This window comes from Pseudomonas sp. PDM24 (assembly GCF_019218905.1).
Lineage (GTDB): Bacteria > Pseudomonadota > Gammaproteobacteria > Pseudomonadales > Pseudomonadaceae > Aquipseudomonas.
Genome location: NZ_JAHUWR010000006.1, coordinates 458530 through 476370 on the forward strand (window position 1 = coordinate 458530; position 17841 = coordinate 476370).

At 58.2% G+C, this 17841-nt stretch carries 17 protein-coding genes, 1 tRNA gene, 2 rRNA genes and 1 pseudogene; 10 read left to right on the forward strand and 11 right to left on the reverse strand.

Annotated features, from left to right (window positions below):
- Window positions 1-18: 18 nt before the first annotated feature.
- From yajC to queA, 3 genes are read right to left on the reverse strand one after another with little or no spacing between them, the layout of a single operon-like run.
- Complete coding sequence (gene yajC / locus KW837_RS21670) at window positions 19-354, reverse strand: preprotein translocase subunit YajC (protein WP_008014002.1); 336 nt, start codon at window positions 352-354, stop codon at window positions 19-21.
- Window positions 355-397: 43 nt separating this feature from the next.
- A complete protein-coding gene (tgt, locus tag KW837_RS21675) occupies window positions 398-1513 on the reverse strand; it encodes a tRNA guanosine(34) transglycosylase Tgt (RefSeq protein ID WP_176466924.1) in 1116 nt (371 codons plus the stop codon).
- A 14-nt stretch (window positions 1514-1527) separates the two neighbouring features.
- The gene (queA, locus tag KW837_RS21680; RefSeq protein WP_007903547.1) at window positions 1528-2577 is read right to left on the reverse strand and encodes a tRNA preQ1(34) S-adenosylmethionine ribosyltransferase-isomerase QueA; all 1050 of its coding nucleotides are present in this window, start codon (window positions 2575-2577) and stop codon (window positions 1528-1530) included.
- A 107-nt stretch (window positions 2578-2684) separates the two neighbouring features.
- On the opposite strand from queA, the gene KW837_RS21685 reads away from it, so the two are divergent.
- From KW837_RS21685 to KW837_RS21695, 3 genes are all read left to right on the forward strand, one after another.
- Window positions 2685-2769: transfer RNA gene (locus KW837_RS21685), tRNA-Leu, on the forward strand.
- 163 nt (window positions 2770-2932) lie between these two features.
- Complete coding sequence (locus tag KW837_RS21690) at window positions 2933-3262, forward strand: hypothetical protein (protein ID WP_192344164.1); 330 nt, start codon at window positions 2933-2935, stop codon at window positions 3260-3262.
- A 147-nt stretch (window positions 3263-3409) separates the two neighbouring features.
- Window positions 3410-3910 (forward strand): DUF3916 domain-containing protein, encoded by a 501-nt coding sequence (locus KW837_RS21695; RefSeq protein ID WP_192344163.1) that lies wholly within the window; start codon window positions 3410-3412, stop codon window positions 3908-3910.
- A 79-nt stretch (window positions 3911-3989) separates the two neighbouring features.
- On the opposite strand, the gene KW837_RS21700 is transcribed toward KW837_RS21695, so the two are convergent.
- Both KW837_RS21700 and KW837_RS21705 read right to left on the reverse strand, forming a co-directional pair.
- On the reverse strand, window positions 3990-4487 hold the full coding sequence (locus KW837_RS21700) for a DUF4411 family protein (RefSeq protein WP_192344162.1): 498 nt from the start codon (window positions 4485-4487) through the stop codon (window positions 3990-3992).
- Window positions 4484-5620, reverse strand: a complete 1137-nt coding sequence (locus tag KW837_RS21705; RefSeq protein ID WP_218398539.1) for an ImmA/IrrE family metallo-endopeptidase — start codon at window positions 5618-5620, stop codon at window positions 4484-4486. The genes KW837_RS21700 and KW837_RS21705 overlap by 4 nt, the downstream gene beginning before the upstream one ends.
- A 729-nt stretch (window positions 5621-6349) precedes the next feature.
- Here KW837_RS21705 and KW837_RS21710 point away from each other — a divergent pair.
- On the forward strand, window positions 6350-6631 hold the full coding sequence (locus tag KW837_RS21710; protein ID WP_218398541.1) for a DUF3077 domain-containing protein: 282 nt from the start codon (window positions 6350-6352) through the stop codon (window positions 6629-6631).
- Between the two features lie 217 nt (window positions 6632-6848).
- Here KW837_RS21710 and KW837_RS21715 read toward each other — a convergent pair whose 3' ends face one another.
- Complete coding sequence (locus KW837_RS21715) at window positions 6849-7190, reverse strand: potassium channel family protein (RefSeq protein ID WP_218398543.1); 342 nt, start codon at window positions 7188-7190, stop codon at window positions 6849-6851.
- A 414-nt stretch (window positions 7191-7604) separates the two neighbouring features.
- On the opposite strand from KW837_RS21715, the gene KW837_RS21720 reads away from it, so the two are divergent.
- From KW837_RS21720 to KW837_RS21735, 4 genes are read left to right on the forward strand one after another with little or no spacing between them, the layout of a single operon-like run.
- Window positions 7605-8081, forward strand: a complete 477-nt coding sequence (locus KW837_RS21720; RefSeq protein WP_218398546.1) for a formate dehydrogenase subunit gamma — start codon at window positions 7605-7607, stop codon at window positions 8079-8081.
- Window positions 8078-9640, forward strand: a complete 1563-nt coding sequence (locus KW837_RS21725) for an NADH-quinone oxidoreductase subunit NuoF (protein WP_218398548.1) — start codon at window positions 8078-8080, stop codon at window positions 9638-9640. The genes KW837_RS21720 and KW837_RS21725 overlap by 4 nt, the downstream gene beginning before the upstream one ends.
- Window positions 9637-12519, forward strand: a complete 2883-nt coding sequence (gene fdhF / locus KW837_RS21730; protein ID WP_218398550.1) for a formate dehydrogenase subunit alpha — start codon at window positions 9637-9639, stop codon at window positions 12517-12519. Before KW837_RS21725 ends, fdhF begins: the two co-directional genes overlap by 4 nt.
- Entirely contained in the window at window positions 12516-12737 is a 222-nt protein-coding gene (locus KW837_RS21735; protein WP_218398552.1) for a formate dehydrogenase subunit delta, read from the forward strand. Before fdhF ends, KW837_RS21735 begins: the two co-directional genes overlap by 4 nt.
- 188 nt (window positions 12738-12925) lie before the next feature.
- On the opposite strand, the gene KW837_RS21740 is transcribed toward KW837_RS21735, so the two are convergent.
- Entirely contained in the window at window positions 12926-14311 is a 1386-nt protein-coding gene (locus KW837_RS21740; RefSeq protein ID WP_218398554.1) for an ATP-binding protein, read from the reverse strand.
- A complete protein-coding gene (locus KW837_RS21745; RefSeq protein WP_218398556.1) occupies window positions 14308-15018 on the reverse strand; it encodes a response regulator transcription factor in 711 nt (236 codons plus the stop codon). Before KW837_RS21745 ends, KW837_RS21740 begins: the two co-directional genes overlap by 4 nt.
- A 166-nt stretch (window positions 15019-15184) precedes the next feature.
- Here KW837_RS21745 and KW837_RS21750 point away from each other — a divergent pair, with 166 nt between their 5' ends.
- On the forward strand, window positions 15185-15976 hold the full coding sequence (locus tag KW837_RS21750) for a VacJ family lipoprotein (protein WP_218398558.1): 792 nt from the start codon (window positions 15185-15187) through the stop codon (window positions 15974-15976).
- The gene (locus tag KW837_RS21755) at window positions 15966-16229 is read left to right on the forward strand and encodes a hypothetical protein (RefSeq protein ID WP_218398561.1); all 264 of its coding nucleotides are present in this window, start codon (window positions 15966-15968) and stop codon (window positions 16227-16229) included. The genes KW837_RS21750 and KW837_RS21755 overlap by 11 nt, the downstream gene beginning before the upstream one ends.
- 416 nt (window positions 16230-16645) lie before the next feature.
- On the opposite strand, the pseudogene KW837_RS21760 reads toward KW837_RS21755, so the two are convergent.
- The 3 genes and pseudogenes from KW837_RS21760 to KW837_RS21770 form a co-directional block, all read right to left on the reverse strand.
- Window positions 16646-17247: pseudogene (locus tag KW837_RS21760) on the reverse strand (transposase); the annotation flags it as partial.
- Window positions 17248-17457: 210 nt separating this feature from the next.
- A 5S ribosomal RNA gene (gene rrf, locus KW837_RS21765) occupies window positions 17458-17573 on the reverse strand.
- Window positions 17574-17733: 160 nt separating this feature from the next.
- Window positions 17734-17841, reverse strand: a 23S ribosomal RNA gene (locus KW837_RS21770); the annotation flags it as partial.

Sequence of the window (17841 nt, forward strand, 5' to 3'; positions counted from 1 at the left end):
TTGAGTAGAAGTTGAAACTTAGATCGCTTTGAGCGTGCCTTTTGGCAGCGTGGCGGCGATGGCGCCTTTCTGGAATTTCATTTCGACGGTATCGGAGACTTCCAGAACAACGAAGTCGTCGGATACTTTGGTGATCTTGCCGGCGATACCACCGGTGGTCACGACTTCGTCACCTTTTTGCAGACTGCCCAGCAGGTTTTTCTGCTCTTTGGCGCGTTTGGCCTGTGGACGCCAGATCATCAGGTAGAAGATGACCAGGAAACCGACCAGGAAAATCCACTCAAAGCCGCCGCCCATTGGGCCTGCCGCAGGTGCAGCAGCGTCAGCCATGGCATTAGAGATAAAAAAGCTCATTTAGCACTCCAGTTGCAAATGTTGAATCTTGGGGTCAGAAAACTCAGTCCAAAGGCGGAACAGGTAACCCGCGTTTGGCGTAGAAGGCATCGACAAAGGCGGCCAATGTACCCTGTTGAATAGCCTCGCGCAAACCAGCCATAAGCACCTGGTAATGGCGCAAATTGTGGATGGTATTCAACATGCTACCCAGCATTTCGCCGCACTTGTCCAGATGGTGCAGATAAGCACGGGAGAAGTTCTGGCAGGTATAGCAATCGCAGGTCGGATCCAGCGGCGAATCATCATGGCGATGGAACGCGTTACGGATCTTCAGCACGCCTGTATCAATGAACAGATGCCCATTGCGGGCATTACGGGTTGGCATCACGCAATCGAACATGTCCACACCGCGGCGCACACCCTCAACCAGATCTTCCGGTTTGCCAACGCCCATAAGGTAACGAGGTTTGTCAGCCGGCATCTGGCCCGGCAGATAATCCAGCACCTTGATCATCTCGTGCTTGGGCTCGCCCACCGACAGACCGCCAATGGCCAGGCCATCGAAGCCGATCTTGTCGAGGCCTTCCAGGGAGCGCATGCGCAAATCCTGGTGCATGCCGCCCTGAACGATGCCGAACAGCGCCGCCGTGTTGTCGCCATGGGCTTCTTTCGAGCGCTTGGCCCAACGCAACGACAACTCCATCGATACGCGAGCGACGTCTTCGTCAGCCGGGTACGGAGTGCATTCGTCGAAGATCATCACGATGTCCGAGCCCAGATCGCGCTGGACCTGCATCGACTCTTCCGGGCCCATAAACACTTTGGCGCCGTCGACCGGAGAGGCGAAGGTCACGCCCTCCTCCTTGATCTTGCGCATCGCGCCCAGGCTGAACACCTGAAAACCACCGGAGTCGGTCAGAATCGGGCCTTTCCACTGCATGAAATCGTGCAGGTCGCCGTGCTTCTTGATCACTTCGGTGCCCGGACGCAGCCACAAGTGGAAGGTGTTACCCAGAATGATTTCCGCGCCAGTGGCGACGATATCCCGCGGCAACATGCCCTTGACCGTGCCGTACGTGCCCACCGGCATGAAGGCCGGGGTCTCGACAGTACCGCGCGGGAAGGTCAAACGACCGCGACGAGCCTTGCCGTCAGTAGCAAGTAACTCAAACGACATACGACTTTGGCGACTCATTCTGTTTCCTCAGGGCCACGTGGTGCAGGGTTACGGGTGATAAACATCGCATCACCGTAGCTGAAAAAGCGGTATTCGTTGTCGACGGCGGCTTTATAGGCGGCCATGGTCTCGGGATAACCGGCGAACGCCGAGACCAGCATCAACAACGTGGATTCGGGCAAATGAAAGTTGGTGACCAGGGCATCGACCACATGAAACGGCCGGCCCGGGTAGATAAAAATGTCGGTGTCGCCACTGAACGGCTTGAGCACGCCATCGCGCGCGGCACTTTCCAGAGAACGCACGCTAGTGGTCCCCACAGCCACCACGCGACCACCGCGAGCGCGGCAGGCCGCAACAGCATCGACCACGTCCTGGCCGACTTCCAGCCATTCACTGTGCATGTGGTGATCTTCAATCTTCTCCACGCGCACCGGCTGAAAGGTGCCCGCGCCGACGTGCAAAGTCACGAACGCAGTCTCAATGCCCTTGGCGGCAATCGCCTCCATCAGCGGCTGATCGAAATGCAGCCCCGCCGTCGGCGCTGCCACCGCGCCCAGGCGCTCGGCGTACACCGTCTGATAACGCTCGCGGTCCGAGCCTTCATCCGGGCGGTCTATATAAGGAGGCAACGGCATGTGCCCGACGCGGTCGAGCAGCGGCAACACCTCTTCGGCAAACCCCAGCTCGAACAACGCATCGTGACGCGCCAGCATCTCGGCCTCGCCACCGCCGTCGATCAGGATCTTCGAACCCGGCTTGGGCGACTTGCTGGAACGCACATGCGCCAGCACGCGATGACTGTCGAGCACCCGCTCCACCAGGATTTCCAGCTTGCCGCCGGAAGCCTTCTGGCCAAACAGCCGCGCCGGAATCACCCGGGTATTGTTGAACACCATCAAATCGCCCGGGCGCAAATGCTCGAGCAAATCAGTGAATTGACGGTGTGCCAGGGCGCCGCTGACCCCGTCCAGGGTCAACAGGCGACTACCGCGACGCTCAGCCAAAGGATGGCGAGCAATCAGCGAATCAGGGAGCTCAAAGGTAAAGTCAGCAACGCGCATGATGGGGTTCGTCTAGCAGGGCCGGGAAGTCTAGCGGAAATATCAAAAATTCTCCATGTACCTGATTGACCAACGGTTATCTCATCTCTATACTTCGCCGCCATTGAGCCCTGATGGCGGAATTGGTAGACGCGGCGGATTCAAAATCCGTTTTCGAAAGGAGTGGGAGTTCGAGTCTCCCTCGGGGCACCAAAATTAAGAAAGGTCTTGCTTTGCAAGGCCTTTTTTTTCGCCTATCGAAAAGTGACCTCGCCCCGCCACCCCGTAGGAGCTGCCGAAGGCTGCGATCTTTTGATCTTGCTTTTCAACGCCACAACCCGAAACCGCTCGGCTAACGAATCAAGGATTCACACCTATGGAATTGCCACTGGAAACAGTCGCCCTTTTCGCCCTCAAGCTGGCTTATGAGAGGGAGGGGGAAAGCCCGATTCTGCGGGATGATCCGATCATGAGTGATTATGAGCGTGAGGTTTTTGGGTTGTTGGTGCGTAGGGGTGATGTCGAGGGGATTCAGTTTAGAGTGGCGCATTGTGTAGGTTTGGCGCTGGACGCTATAGGCGGGGCTGATACGCCGCTGGGGCGAGAGCTGCAACGGTTGTCAGCTGATTTCAGCAGTGCGCGGACAATGGAGCAGCTTAATGCGCCGCTCATTCCGCTTAAGGATTACTTGAAAGACATTCAGTGAGTGAGCGGGCCAGGGCAAGTTTAGTAACCCTTTACACCGACTAGTAGTGGCTGGGGTCTTGGCTGATATGGAAATATATCTGCCCACTTTTCAATTGCGTCAGCAGACAGCAACGAAAGACTTTTTCGGCATCACAAGGACGTATCAATGCGGCAAATCGCCCTCAGCAACAAGCCACTCAGAGGCATTCCCCGACGCCTTCGCGCCCTGGAACGCTGGGCCTCCAGTTTTCGCGACGAGTTTCACCCGCGATCCATGCACATGGAGTGCTACACACATTGGAAGATCCCGGTACACGCGGCCTTGGTTCAAGGCCCTCAAGCCAGGGTCGAAGTTCAGGCCTTCTGCATTCAGCAACTGCTCGAAGCCGCTAACCACCTGTCCAACGCTGCTGACCACTCACAGGGTTACTATCGCGTCGCTTGCCTACTGGTGTGGCCATGGGTTCATCAAAGCGAGGTCACCGTCTTCTATGACCGGGACTATTATCTGGGGTTTCTCGGTGAAACTAACGCTCTCATGCCAGAGCGGATCAGTCATGCTCTTGCGTTGCACAAGCCAGTGAATTTCATCGAACACGGACATGACGTAACTCAACCTGACGATGAGGTCGCAGTGCAGTGGTGGTGCATCGGGGAACCCGCCTAACAGGAGACAGATTTATTTCCAATTTCCACTCACTCTGCTAAACATTTCAAGCCCACACGATTTGAGCAAGTAATTTACTTTAAGCAGGCAACACAAACCTTGCCTCAAGCCTATGCAACAACTCAAACGTATTCAAAAAAGGAACATTCAGTTCCTTACAAATATTGGGAATGATGAATTTTCGTTTAGCATCGAGATTTAGCACTTCATGAGTAACGACTGTAGCCCCTGCAGTCATCGCTTTTGCAATTAACCAAGGGTCAGCACCCGCTAAAAACTCTTCCATAGCGCCTGTTTTCATCTTAGGAGCTTGATCTGCCACAAGCCCTGTAATACGCGCGAATGCCAGTTGCGTCTCCCGATCGGTGGTAGAGTGGAAGAAATCGGAATTTCCCTTTGCCCAACCCGCCAAATCGTCATTCCCTTTTGTTAGCTCATCCATTACAGGTGCAATACTGGCTAAAGCCAATACTTTATTTTTAAGTAATAACCATTGCCAAAATCCAGGACAGATAGCCATCCCGTAGTAACGGTTTTTTGCTTCGATCAGCGTGTTAGCGTCGAGTAAATGATTCATTCCGTAATCTTGTTGGCGAGAGTCCTTAATTTAGCAGGTTGCACGCCGAGCAAATTTCCCGCCTCGCGTAGCAGCATCCGGCCACTCATTGCTTCAGTCAGCACTGCCTTGCTTAGGCGGGGGCTGTTTTTCGCGGTGGCGTTACGGTAATAGTCACCCGCTCCACCTTTGTCATTCTGGAAAGCCTTTAGGATCATTCGGTAGTAAGCGCTGTAATGCGCTTGGCTTACATAACCCAGATCCAATGCGCGGCGACCGATAGCTAATTTACTAATGTGAAACCGAGTGGCAAGCGGAGCTAAATTGTCTTCCCAGTTAACATCTGCGTTCCACAGGGCGCGGAACTGGGCTTCGGGAGCCAGAAATTCACCTGCAACTGCATTGCAGAATCGTTCCTCGTCTCGACCATTAGCGGTGTTTCCGTCAGACACTCCACTGCTACCAATCCAGATATGGGCCAGCTCGTGAAGTAAGGTAAACAGCCGGGCGGTGGGTGCGTCGGAACTGTTAATGAATACAACGGGGGCGTAGGAATTACTGATGGCAAAACCCCGAAACTCGCTAACTTCAAGTTTGCGATGGGTATTTCCTAGCGCAATGCCACTGCGCATTACCAAAATGCCAGCCGCTTCTGCAGCCTCGATCAAGGCACGGCTGTATTTGTCGTAATCCAATCGAGCAATGTCAGGGTTCACACCGAGGATCCGGCGAATATCGTCCACCACCTCTGCGACTCGAGATCGGCTGTTGAAGCGACCGACAAATTCCAGCGGCTGATGCTCCTGGTGTTGCAGATACTCCAGGTACCAGTCCTGCTTTCGTATGGAATCCCTGACGGTGTCCAACAGTTCCAGACTGGGACGTTGAGGAGCTATCCCTCCGACAGTCCGCAGATCAGGTAAAGGCAGTTGTTCGACAGGCGGCTGCTGAAGAAACAGGAAACCGAAAGGGACGTGAGCGAGACTCGCCCACTTTTGAGCCTGAAGGAATGTTGGCTTGGTCTCGCCTGCCTCCCATTCCTCTACTCGATCAGGTTTCACTGGAAGCTTTTTAGCAACCTGCTCAGTAGAGAGACCTGCCCGCTCACGAGACCAGGTGAGCAGGCTTGGATTGACTAAGGCGGCTTGGCTCATAGGGTCGCAGGCAAATCAGATGGGGCCGGCAAACGTTCGAGGGCATGCTGCGCAGATGCATTCGACTGACGCTGGTTCCGGTTATCTGGCATTGCCTTTCTCCTTGGCTGTTTAAGGTCGGGTTGCAGCGACTACAGATTAGTCGAGAAGCGGAGCTACCGACGGTAAGAGCGCGGGATTATGAGGTAAATTCGCAACGACCCGAAGCGCAAATATGTAACCCGTAGACAGATGGTATTGACCTGTTTCAATGCGTTTCTGGACACAAGTGCGGCCGGCCGCCATGCCCTTATTCCCCGGGCTTGTTAGGTGATCCACCAGATAATTACCCAGCTATTTCGAGGCTTGCAGGAACGAGGCCTGCGCGATACCCTCCCACCGTCGCTGCCAATTCAGCGACCGGGTGTGGAAACCCGTGTAATTCAAGGCGCAACAGCGCCCCCCCTCACGTCTGCCGGCGCTTTTTTTGTGCCTGCGGCGTGAGTTATGGCGGCTGTGCGTGGGACGTCTTCGGGCGTGCCGGTTTCCTTGATTCCCGGTTTTCCACCCTGCGCACAGCTGTCACCCATTCGTGTGGAAACGAATGTGGCAGCTCCCCATATCAAGGAGTCTGATAATGCGCAGCATCAATCCGTACAAAATTTGGCTGTTCCCTCAAAACAGTTCCCAATCGCGCAACGCCTCACCGTCCACCCTCTCCCACCGCCTCTCCCTCATCGCAGGTGGCAAATGACCGATCAACCAGAACTCAAAACCATCGGACTAACACCTGCCATTTACTGCTCCGATCAACCGCTGTTCCACGTCACTAGCGGCGTTCCCCTCGGTGATGCGTTAGCCATGGCTTCTGATTTTCTGTTTCTCGCCAAGAAGCTGACCGAAGATGCCGCCTACGCCAGAGACACCGACCGCCATGCCTGGGCTGCGCATTATTTGACGGCAATGAGTAAGGCGGTGGTTGATGATGCGGTGAAAGTGCTTAGGCGGGATGGTGCTGATGCCAGTCGGTAAGGAATAAGGTCTGTGGGAGCGAAATGCTTGCGATGACGACAGTGCATTCAGCATTGATGTTGGCTGACCTGGCGCTTTCGCGGGCAAGCCCGCTCCCACAGGGATTGTGCTTGGCTGACAGGTATTTGTAGCCCCGAGACTGTCGGGGCTTTCGATCACTCAGTTCACAGCAAATACTGAAATACTTCATAGCGCATTTCCCCCTACGCCGCCTCCCCTACTCCGCCTGACCTGTCGTCCGCACCGCAATCTCAATCGCCCGAATACTGATCGCCGCAAATATCGCCGTCATCAGCACCCCGTTGAATCCCAGCAAAATCGCCAATATCCGCGAGACGGCCAGTTTGGGGACGAGTTCTCCATAACCGATGGTCAGGCCGGTCACGAACGCGAAGTAGATACCGTCAAAGGGATCCCATCCTTCCAGAAAGCTGATGATCAAGCCGAACAACACAATCAAAAACAGCAGGATGGAAAAAATTGGCCAGACAACGTGAAAGTAGAACCTGACTGCTTTGTAGAACTCGCGACGGACGTGCGATGCATGAGCGGTGTTCATGTCATGGACCTCTTGGGGTTAGCCTGACCGGCAATTGAATGCACGGCGTTTCAACATCCTTTCAGCTTGGCACAAGCGAGCTCAATGCCTCGCTCATCGCGCTCAAGGATTATCCGAAAGATATTCAGTGAGTGAACGCCTCGGGCTGCGTTCTTCTAGACTTAACAGGGAGTCGTAGACAGAATCGAACACGTCGCTTTGGTGCAGATGAATCAAAGGCAGCATGGCAAGCTGCCTGTTATGCCCTGAAGAGGTGCGGCAAAGACCGCACCGGGCCCAACAAGATGCCCGCTCAGGGTGCCTGGCCAACGGCCTGAAAATGCCACGATACCGTGACGTGGTGTGACTGCCGCAGCCGACACTTTCGGACAACTGACAACCGCCTGGTTTGTCCGTGATCGTGAGGAATGCTGTATGCCTGATGAGATGTTGCACCTGCCTATGGTCAACAGCCTGCTGGAGCGCCATAAACGCTCCCCCGGCGCACTGTTGCCCATCCTTCATGAGATTCAGGAGGGCATCGGTTACATCCCCGATGCCGCCATCCCCGAGATTGCCCACGCCCTCAACCTGAGTCAGGCCGAGGTTCGCGGGGTGATCAGCTTCTACCATGACTTCCGCACCGCGCCGCCGGCCCGGCATATCCTGCGTCTGTGCCGGGCCGAGTCCTGCCAGAGTCGCGGCGCCGAGCAGCTCGCAGCGCAATTGCGCGAACGCCTGCAACTGGACGACCACGGCAGCAGCGCCGATGGCAGCATCAGTTTGCGCCCGGTGTATTGCCTCGGCGCGTGTGCCTGTTCGCCCGCTCTGGAACTGGATGGCCAAGTGCATGCGCGACTTAGTCCCGAGCGTCTGGATGCCCTGCTCGACACTTGTCGGGAGGACGCATGATGCCGGCTTTCTATCTGTCCTCTGATTCGCTGGCCCGTGCCGTGGGTACCGAAGAGGTTGCGGTAGCCCTTATCACCCACGCCCGGGGACGCCTTGTTCCCCAGGAATTGCAACGTACCAGTTCGCGCGGTTTGTATTGGCTGGAACCGCTGTTGGAGGTGGACAGCCCGCAAGGCCGTATCGGCTTTGGCCCGCTGACCGCCGCCGATGTGCCGTCCGTGCTCGATGCGTTGCAAGGCGAGCCGTCCGCGCATCCACTGGCCTTGGGCCTGGTGGAAGAGTTGCCGTATCTGAAGACGCAACAACGCCTGCTGTTCGCCCGCGCCGGTATTACCCGGCCGCTGTCGCTGGAGGATTACCGGGCTCATGGCGGCTTTGAGGGCTTGACCCAGGCCATCGCCCTGGGCGGCGAGCAGACCGCGACCGCAGTGTTCGATTCGGGGTTGCGTGGCCGTGGCGGCGCAGCCTTCCCCGCGGGGATCAAATGGCGCACAGTGCGCGCTACCGAAGCGGCCCAGAAATACATTGTGTGCAACGCCGACGAAGGCGACTCCGGCACCTTCGCCGATCGCATGTTGATGGAAGGCGACCCCTTCCTGTTGATCGAAGGCATGGCCATTGCCGGCATCACCGTCGGCGCCACTTACGGCTACATCTATGTGCGCTCGGAATATCCGGATGCCGTGGCCACATTGCGCGCAGCACTGAACATCGCCCGATCTGCCGGTTACCTGGGCGCCAATGTCGGCGGCAGCGGCCTGGCCTTCGATATGGAAGTGCGCGTCGGTGCCGGCGCTTACATCTGCGGTGAGGAAACCGCGCTGCTGGACTCTCTCGAAGGCAAGCGCGGGATTGTTCGCGCCAAGCCACCGATCCCCGCCTTGCAAGGTCTGTTCGGCCTGCCGACCCTGGTGCACAACGTGCTGACCCTGGCCTCGGTGCCGCTGATTCTGGCCAAAGGCGCGCAGTTCTATCGCGATTACGGCATGGGCCGCTCACTGGGCACGATGCCCTTCCAGCTGGCGGGCAATGTTCGTCACGGCGGCCTGGTGGAACGGGCCTTTGGCTTGACCCTGAGGGAACTGGTGGAAGACTACGGCGGTGGCACCGCCAGTGGCCGGCCGCTGAAAGCCGCCCAGGTGGGCGGCCCGCTCGGCGCCTGGGTGCCACCGTCGCAATTCGATACTCCGCTGGATTACGAAGCCTTCGCCGCCATCGGCGCGATGCTCGGTCACGGTGGTGTGGTGGTGGCTGACGACACCCTGGACATGGCCCGCATGGCGCGTTTCGCCATGCAGTTCTGCGCCGAGGAATCCTGTGGCAAATGCACCCCCTGCCGCATCGGCTCGACCCGGGGCGTGGAGGTAATCGACCGCCTGCTGGCCGCGCCCGATCAGAACAGTCGTGATGAGCAGGTGATCATCCTCAAGGACCTGTGCGACACCCTGCAATACGGTTCGCTGTGCGCGTTGGGCGGCATGACCTCCTATCCGGTCGTCAGCGCCCTCAAGTACTTCCCCTCCGACTTCGGTCTGCAGTCCTCGGAGGCCGACCAATGATCACTCTCTTCGATCCGAAAACCGATATCGACCTGGGTACCCCTGCCCGCGACAGCCAGGTGCAAGTTACCCTCAACATCGATGGCCGCAGCATCAGCGTGCCCGAAGGCACCTCGGTGATGCGCGCCGCCGCGCTGCTGGGCACCACCATTCCCAAACTGTGCGCCACCGACAGCCTGGAAGCCTTCGGCTCCTGCCGCATGTGCCTGGTAGAGATCGACGGCATGCGCGGTTATCCGGCGTCCTGCACCACGCCGGTCAGCGAAGGCATGAGCGTGCACACCCAGACGCCGAAGCTCGCCACCCTGCGCCGCAACGTCATGGAGCTGTACATCTCCGATCACCCGCTGGACTGCCTGACTTGCTCGGCCAACGGTAACTGCGAGCTGCAAACCGTCGCCGGTCAGGTCGGCCTGCGGGAAGTGCGTTACGGCTATGAAGGCGACAACCATCTGGCGGATGTGAAGGACACCTCCAACCCCTACTTCGATTACGACCCAAGCAAGTGCATCGTCTGCAACCGCTGCGTGCGCGCCTGCGAAGAAACCCAGGGCACCTTTGCCCTGACCATTACCGGACGCGGTTTCGAATCCCGGGTCGCGGCCGCCGGTGGCGACAACTTCCTGGAGTCGGAATGCGTGTCCTGCGGTGCTTGTGTGCAAGCCTGCCCGACCGCGACGCTGATGGAAAAAAGCGTGGTCGAACTGGGTCAGCCCGAACGCAGCGTGATCACCACTTGTGCCTATTGCGGTGTGGGCTGTTCGTTCCGCGCCGAGATGAAAGGCGACCAGTTGGTGCGTATGGTTCCAGACAAGAATGGCCAGGCTAACCACGGCCACTCCTGCGTCAAAGGGCGCTTCGCCTGGGGCTACGCCACTCACCCGGATCGCATCACCAAACCGATGATCCGCAAGCACATCAACGACCCTTGGCAGGAAGTCAGCTGGGATGAAGCGGTGACCTACGCCGCCAGCGAATTCCGTCGGCTTCAGCAAAAATACGGCCGTGACTCCATTGGCGGCATCACCTCCAGCCGCTGCACCAATGAAGAAACCTACCTGGTGCAAAAACTGATACGCGCCGCCTTCGGCAACAACAACGTCGACACCTGTGCGCGGGTCTGCCACTCGCCGACCGGTTATGGCCTGAAACAAACCCTGGGCGAGTCCGCCGGCACCCAGAGTTTCGACTCGGTGATGCAGGCCGACGTGATTCTGGTGATGGGCGCCAACCCCAGCGACGCCCACCCGGTGTTCGCCTCCCAGCTCAAACGCCGCCTGCGTGAAGGCGCGCGACTGATCGTCATCGACCCACGACGCATTGATTTGGTGGACTCGGTGCATGCCCGCGCCGAACTGCACCTGGCCCTGCGCCCAGGCACCAACGTCGCGATGCTCAATGCCCTGGCCCACGTCATCGTCACCGAAGGCCTGCTCAATCAAACCTTTATCGACGCCCGTTGCGAGGGCAGCGATTTCGCCCGCTGGAGCGAGTTCGTCAGCCGCCCGGAAAACTCGCCGGAAACCCTTGGCGCCATCTGCGGCGTAGACCCTGCCGACATCCGCGCCGCCGCCCGTCTGTATGCCACCGGCGGCAACGCGGCGATCTACTACGGCCTGGGCGTCACCGAGCACAGCCAGGGCAGCACCGCCGTCATGGGCATCGCCAACCTGGCCATGGCCACCGGCAACATCGGCCGCGAAGGTGTGGGCGTGAACCCGCTGCGTGGACAGAACAACGTTCAGGGCTCCTGCGACATGGGCTCCTTCCCCCATGAGCTGCCTGGCTACCGCCACATCTCCAATGAAGTGGTTCGGGCGCAGTTCGAACAGGCGTGGAACGTCACTCTGCAACCCGACCCGGGCCTGCGCATTCCCAACATGTTCGAGGCAGCCTTGGGCGGCAGCTTTAAGGGCCTGTATTGCCAGGGCGAAGACATCGCCCAGAGCGATCCGAATACCCAGCACGTTACCGCGGCGCTATCAGCCATGGAATGCGTGGTGGTGCAGGACATCTTCCTCAACGAAACCGCCAAGTTCGCCCACGTGTTCCTGCCGGGCAGTTCGTTCCTGGAAAAAGACGGCACCTTCACCAATGCCGAGCGGCGCATTTCTCGCGTGCGTAAAGTCATGGAACCGCTGGGCGGCAAGGCCGACTGGGAAGGCACCGTGGCGCTGGCCAACGCCCTGGGTTACCCGATGAGTTACCAGCACCCGTCAGAAATCATGGATGAAATCGCCAGCCTGACGCCGACCTTCACCAACGTCAGCTACGCCGAACTGGATCGCCACGGCAGCCTGCAATGGCCGTGCAACGCCGCGGCACCGGACGGCACGCCGACCATGCACATCGAGGAATTCGTGCGCGGCAAGGGGCGCTTCATGCTCACCGGTTACGTGCCCACCGAGGAAAAGGTCAACAGTCGCTATCCGCTTCTGCTGACCACCGGGCGCATCCTCAGCCAGTACAACGTCGGCGCCCAGACCCGGCGTACCGACAACGTCGCCTGGCACCACGAAGACCGCCTGGAAATCCACCCGACCGACGCCGAGAGCCGTGGCATCAACGAAGACGACTGGGTCGGCATCGGCAGTCGCGCCGGACAGACCGTACTGCGGGCGCGGATCACCGAACGAGTCGCCCCGGGCGTGGTGTACACCACGTTCCACTTCCCTGAATCGGGGGCCAACGTCATTACCACCGACAACTCCGACTGGGCCACCAACTGTCCGGAGTACAAGGTCACCGCCGTGGAAGTCAGCCGCGTCTACCACCCATCCGAATGGCAAAAACGCTATCAGGAGTTCAGCGACGAACAACAACGTCTGCTCGACGAACGCCGCCAGGCGCGTGGCGCTAAAGCGGAGGTACGCCGATGAGTACCGATAACCTGATCAAAATGGCCAACCAGATCGCCCAGTATTTCGCCAGCGAGCCGGACCAGAAACAGGCCGTGCTCGGCGTGCGTAATCACCTGCAGATGTACTGGACGCCTGGCATGCGTAAGGAGCTGCTGGCCTGGCAGACAGCGCATCAGGGGACCGATTTGCACCCACTGGCGCAGGCGGCGGTCAGTGGGGCGGGCTGGGAGGCTTAGGTTCACACGACCTTAAGCCTGACCGAAAAACCTGTGGGAGCGGGCTTGCTCGCGAATGCGATATACCAGTCACCACCATCGTTGACTGACACACCGCTTTCGCGAGCAAGCCCGCTCCCACAGGAGTTGTGTGTAACTGGCTCGCATCTGGATTAGCCCCAATTTTTTGGGTCGTTTAATCGCTCAGTTCAAAGCAAATGCTGAGAGATCAGCTCTGAACTTGAATGCACCGGCAACACCACCAACGCCTCCAATCCGCCCGTCGACCGATTACGCAGTGTCAGGTTGCCTCCGTGCTCGAGCACAATCGCCCGCGCCGCCGACAACCCCAAACCAACGCCCCCCGTGCTTTTGTTGCGCGAGCCTTCCATCCGGAAGAACGGCACAAACACTTGTTCAAGGCAGGCATCTGGTATGCCCGGCCCACGATCCAGTACTTTGATCCGCACCTGGCCGGCGCTCGGTTTCAGCTCAATCCCCGGCTCACCGCCGTACTTGATCGCGTTATCGAGCAAATTGGTAATTACTCGTTTAAGCCCCAACGGGCGCCCGAAATACACCCACCGCAGCGGCCCGCTGAACGTAATGTCGACGCCCTGATCCCGATAATCATCAAGCAACGTTTGCAGCAGTTCCGCCAGATCAAACTGGGTCGCCGGTTCAAGCCGCGCATCATCACGAAAGAACTCTAGCGCCGAGTTGATCATTGCCTGCATTTCATCCACGTCACTAAACAGCCGTTGCTGTTGCTCGCTGTCTTCGATGAATTCGCCTCGCAAGCGCATCCGCGTCAGGGGCGCGCGCAGGTCATGGGAGATGGCGGCGAGCATTTGCGTACGGTCGCGGATGAAGTGCTGTAGCTGGGCCTGCATGGCATTGAACGCGAGAATGGCCTGGCGGATTTCGTGGGGGCCGAGCGGTTCGATCGGCGGTGCGCGGAAGTCCACACCGAAGCGGCGGGCGCCTTCGGCGAAGCGCTGCAAAGGTGTGGCGAGGCGTCGGGTGGCGATCAGCGCGACCAATGCGGTGGAGATCAGCACCAGCAGGATGACGATCAGGTAGCGTGGCGCTTCGTCGAGCCCCCAACTGCGCGAGGGCGCGGAGAACATCAGCCATGATGAATCCGATAGCTCGATCAACAGCGCGTAATGCGCGTCCTCCGCGTGCTCCGTCCAGTCGGCCGGTTCATAGGCTTCGATGCGCCGGTCAGGGGCTCTGAGCATCGGCTGCAGGATGGTTGAGCCAATGCCGGACTTCGGATCGTCCACTGTCGGCAGATTGAGATCGTGCCGATCAGGGTGCCAAGTGATAGTGAAGCCGCTCTCGTTGGCGGCTTGCGCCAATGAGTGGCGTAGGGGCGCCGGAGCGGCCTCGATGACACGGGTGATAGCGGCGGCTTTTTCCAGCAAGCCGATTTCGGTCAACGGTGGGCGTGCCCACACGCCGGCCAATTGGATAAACAGCCCGTTGAGCGCCAGTGAAATGAGCATGGCCAGGATGATCGTCAATGCGATCCAGCGCGCAACCGTATCTTGCGGCCAGTCTCGGGCGCGAATCCGCTTCAACCAGCTCATCGCCGCGTCACGCTGGGCGTGAACAGGTAACCGCCATTGCGCACGGTGCGAATCATCGCCGGTCGCTTGGTGTCGGACTCGAGTTTGCGTCGCAGACGGCTGACCTGAACGTCGATGCTGCGATCGAACGCGTCATGGCAATGCCCGCGCGCCAGGTCCAGCAATTGCTCGCGGGTAAGAATGCGCTGCGGGTGTTCGACGAAGACCAGCAGCAGGTCAAACTCACCGGCCGACAGCGGGATCATCACGTTGTCCGGCGAGCGAAGTTCACGACGGGTGACGTCCAGATGCCAGTCGGCAAAATCAATCAGTGGCCGTGGCCGCTCTTGCGGAACCGGACGACGATCGTCCACGCGACGCTGCACAGCCCGCACTCGGGCCAGCAGTTCACGGGCGTCGAAGGGTTTGGTCAGATAATCATCGGCACCCAGTTCCAGGCCCACCACCCGGTCACTGAGTTCACCCATGGCCGTCAGCATGATCACCGGTATTGCGTGTCGAATCCGCAGTTGCTGACACAGAATCAGCCCGCTGTCTCCGGGCAACATCACGTCCAGAATGATCAGGTCCGGCGCCTGGCGCTCTATGGCCGCCCACAGCGACGCACCGTCTGTGGCGACCTCGACGCTGTAGCCGTGTTGCACGAAGAATTTTTTCAGTAGATCAAGGACTTCAAGGTCGTCGTCGACAATTAAAAGGCTGTTCACCGAAGGTCACTTAAGGGGCGAATGGAACCGCTATCTAAAACCATTCATGGCCGCGCGTCATATATTTCAACTCTGCAATAAAGCGTCAACAGCGCAATAAACCAGACATCTTGGCGCAAGGATTGGAGCTCAGCATCACGGCAAATTCCTCCTGAGACTTGCGTCCATGTTGCCTTTCAAGTGTGCTCCCTGGTTGACCCGCAACACCTCAATTGCCGTGTTGGCCGCAGGACTGACGGGTTGCAGCAGCCAGCCGCAGCCAAACACCGACGTGGCCTGCGCTGACATCGCCTATTCGGTGTACGACCCGGCGGAACCGTTCAATCGTGGCGTCTTCGCGTTTAACCGGGTGGTTGATGATTACGCCCTGGCGCCGGTCGCGCGCGGCTACCGCTACACGCCGGATTTTTTCCAGACCGGTGTGCATAACTTTGTGGCGAACTTCGGCGAGCCGAAGGTCTTTATCAATGACCTGCTGCAAGGCAACCCGATGCGCTCGGTCAATACCCTGGGACGTTTCGCGCTCAACACCACGGTAGGGGTGGTGGGCTTGATCGATGTCTCCGGCATGGCCGGTATCCCGCGCCACGACTCGGACTTTGGCCAGACCTTTGGCGTGTGGGGCATCGGCAATGGTCCGATCGTCGAGCTGCCATTGCTCGGGACCTCCAACAGTCGCGACGCCGCCGGCCGCGTGCTTGGTTTTGTGGTCGATCCGTTCGGCAGCAATAGCGATACCGTGGAGACGCTGTCCACTATCAGCACTGTCGGCGGCATCGTCGATGGCCGGGCAGAAGCCTTACCGCTGACCGACAGCCTGCAAAAACTGCCGGACTATTACAGCGCGTTGCGCAATGTGGTCGCCGAGCATCGTGCCGCTTACGTGGCCGATGGCAAACAAGGCTCGCCAGAGAACACCACCTCTCAATGCACAGGAGCACCGGCTGATGGGTTCTGAGAGCAATAGGCTGGTTCTGCAGCAACGGGTGACGCGGGACGACCCGGCCAATCTGCACTGTCGCGAAATTACCCTGCGTTTGTCAGCGGACTGTCGCCAACTGGTGCTCAGCCGATACACCGAACACTACGGGCCGGCACTAGTGCGCTGGATAGAGCGTAGCCATACAGTGTCGGTTACCGAAGTGGTTCGCTGGCTCGTGGCCAATGGTGAGGCACAGATCATGAGAGCGGACAGCCAGTCGCAGCCTTGATTTCAGGGTGATGATGCGGAGGATGGAGGCCTTCCGGTCGTCATCCCGCCGCTTATGTCAGGCCAAGTGCAACGCAAACCTCTTCACCATAATCGGTGATTCCACAGTAACCGTCTGCGCATCCCACGTTGCATGGAGATATCTACGATTTTTTACTCATCATTCCGATCTGATGAATCCCTTGGTTCCTGCAAGCATGACGATTTCTTTGCCGCTACTGCGATGGGTCCATGCTAAATTCAAGTCAGTTATTAATGGATCTTTCAGTTATGGAAAACGCATCATGCTCGCAATCGGTGTCTCGCTACTTGCAGTAGGCTTAGGCACCGGAAATCCTGGCTTTTGGATACCAGGCTGTGTCTTCATGGCTATAGGGTGTTCTCAAAGAATTAATCGTCGAGACTGACCGTATGCGGTCAGTGTACGCCTGACTCATCTCGCGTAAGTCTGGCCGGTACCCACTGATGCGGTAGCAGTAGCCCGATTTCGCTGGCCCGCTGTGTCGACAATCGCTTCAGCATATCTTTCAGATAGGCATACGGATCGTGTCCGTTTATGCGCGCAGGCAGGATCTAACTCATGATCGCTGCCGCCCGTTTGCCGCTGCATAGCGACCCTGCGAAGAGCCAGTTCTTGCGTCCAAGAGCCCACGGCCGGATCTGGTTCTCTACCCAATTATTGTCAATCGTGACAACCCCATCATCGAGGTAGCGCAGGGCTGTTCGGCGAGCATGCTCTTGTTGGTCGCGTGCAGCTCGAAGAACTTACGCCGCGCATGGGCCATGCAGCCGATCTCGGTGACGCCGAGTTCGCCGGAACGAGCATCTGCACGGGTGTTTCATCGGCATGGATAACCTGCTGCCCGAGCACTACGTCACGCAGCGCATCGACCACGACCGAAAATCGATTCCTGACGATAAAGAGGCAGATGGTCAGCAAATTTCGCGATCATGACGTGGGCTAGTAGTCCGGCTGTAGGGATGCCCTTATCGATGACCTGCGCCGGAACGGGTACCTGCTGATCACGGTAAAGCGGTACCCCACAATCGCCCTTATCGGCCAGCCTCGGAAGGTGTGTTCGCCGCCCCCCCCTTACAATCAACATCGATAAACACTAACGGAACAGCATCGCAATCAGACAGGAGCGGTCCGATAATGCTGTACGAACTTTCCTGCGGGCAAAACAAAACCCCTACCTGCATACGCAGATAGGGGTTTCGGAATTTAATCTTGACGATGACCTACTCTCACATGGGGAAACCCCACACTACCATCGGCGATGCATCGTTTCACTGCTGAGTTCGGGATGGGATCAGGTGGTTCCAATGCTCTATGGTCGTCAAGAAATTCGGTAGCCAGGTCGTGGGCCCTTGCGGGTTCACGCTCCAGCGAATGGGTATGTGATAGTTTGGTGTTTTGTGAGTATCTCGAACTTTCGGTTCGTTTCGTCTTCACACACCGCAATCTGGTGCTCTTTCGAGCTCACAAATTGCTTGGGTGTTATATGGTCAAGCCTCACGGGCAATTAGTATTGGTTAGCTCAACGCCTCACAGCGCTTACACACCCAACCTATCAACGTCGTAGTCTTCGACGGCCCTTCAGGGGACTCAA

Excerpts from the sequence above, each read along its gene's own strand:
- yajC (WP_008014002.1), bottom strand. The coding sequence starts at position 354 with ATGAGCTTTTTTATCTCTAATGCCATGGCTGACGCTGCTGCACCTGCG.
- tgt (WP_176466924.1), bottom strand. The coding sequence starts at position 1,513 with ATGTCGTTTGAGTTACTTGCTACTGACGGCAAGGCTCGTCGCGGTCGT.
- queA (WP_007903547.1), bottom strand. The coding sequence starts at position 2,577 with ATGCGCGTTGCTGACTTTACCTTTGAGCTCCCTGATTCGCTGATTGCT.
- KW837_RS21690 (WP_192344164.1), top strand. The coding sequence starts at position 2,933 with ATGGAATTGCCACTGGAAACAGTCGCCCTTTTCGCCCTCAAGCTGGCT.
- KW837_RS21695 (WP_192344163.1), top strand. The coding sequence starts at position 3,410 with ATGCGGCAAATCGCCCTCAGCAACAAGCCACTCAGAGGCATTCCCCGA.
- KW837_RS21700 (WP_192344162.1), bottom strand. The coding sequence starts at position 4,487 with ATGAATCATTTACTCGACGCTAACACGCTGATCGAAGCAAAAAACCGT.
- KW837_RS21705 (WP_218398539.1), bottom strand. The coding sequence starts at position 5,620 with ATGAGCCAAGCCGCCTTAGTCAATCCAAGCCTGCTCACCTGGTCTCGT.
- KW837_RS21710 (WP_218398541.1), top strand. The coding sequence starts at position 6,350 with ATGACCGATCAACCAGAACTCAAAACCATCGGACTAACACCTGCCATT.
- KW837_RS21715 (WP_218398543.1), bottom strand. The coding sequence starts at position 7,190 with ATGAACACCGCTCATGCATCGCACGTCCGTCGCGAGTTCTACAAAGCA.
- KW837_RS21720 (WP_218398546.1), top strand. The coding sequence starts at position 7,605 with ATGCCTGATGAGATGTTGCACCTGCCTATGGTCAACAGCCTGCTGGAG.
- KW837_RS21725 (WP_218398548.1), top strand. The coding sequence starts at position 8,078 with ATGATGCCGGCTTTCTATCTGTCCTCTGATTCGCTGGCCCGTGCCGTG.
- fdhF (WP_218398550.1), top strand. The coding sequence starts at position 9,637 with ATGATCACTCTCTTCGATCCGAAAACCGATATCGACCTGGGTACCCCT.
- KW837_RS21735 (WP_218398552.1), top strand. The coding sequence starts at position 12,516 with ATGAGTACCGATAACCTGATCAAAATGGCCAACCAGATCGCCCAGTAT.
- KW837_RS21740 (WP_218398554.1), bottom strand. The coding sequence starts at position 14,311 with ATGAGCTGGTTGAAGCGGATTCGCGCCCGAGACTGGCCGCAAGATACG.
- KW837_RS21750 (WP_218398558.1), top strand. The coding sequence starts at position 15,185 with ATGTTGCCTTTCAAGTGTGCTCCCTGGTTGACCCGCAACACCTCAATT.
- KW837_RS21755 (WP_218398561.1), top strand. The coding sequence starts at position 15,966 with ATGGGTTCTGAGAGCAATAGGCTGGTTCTGCAGCAACGGGTGACGCGG.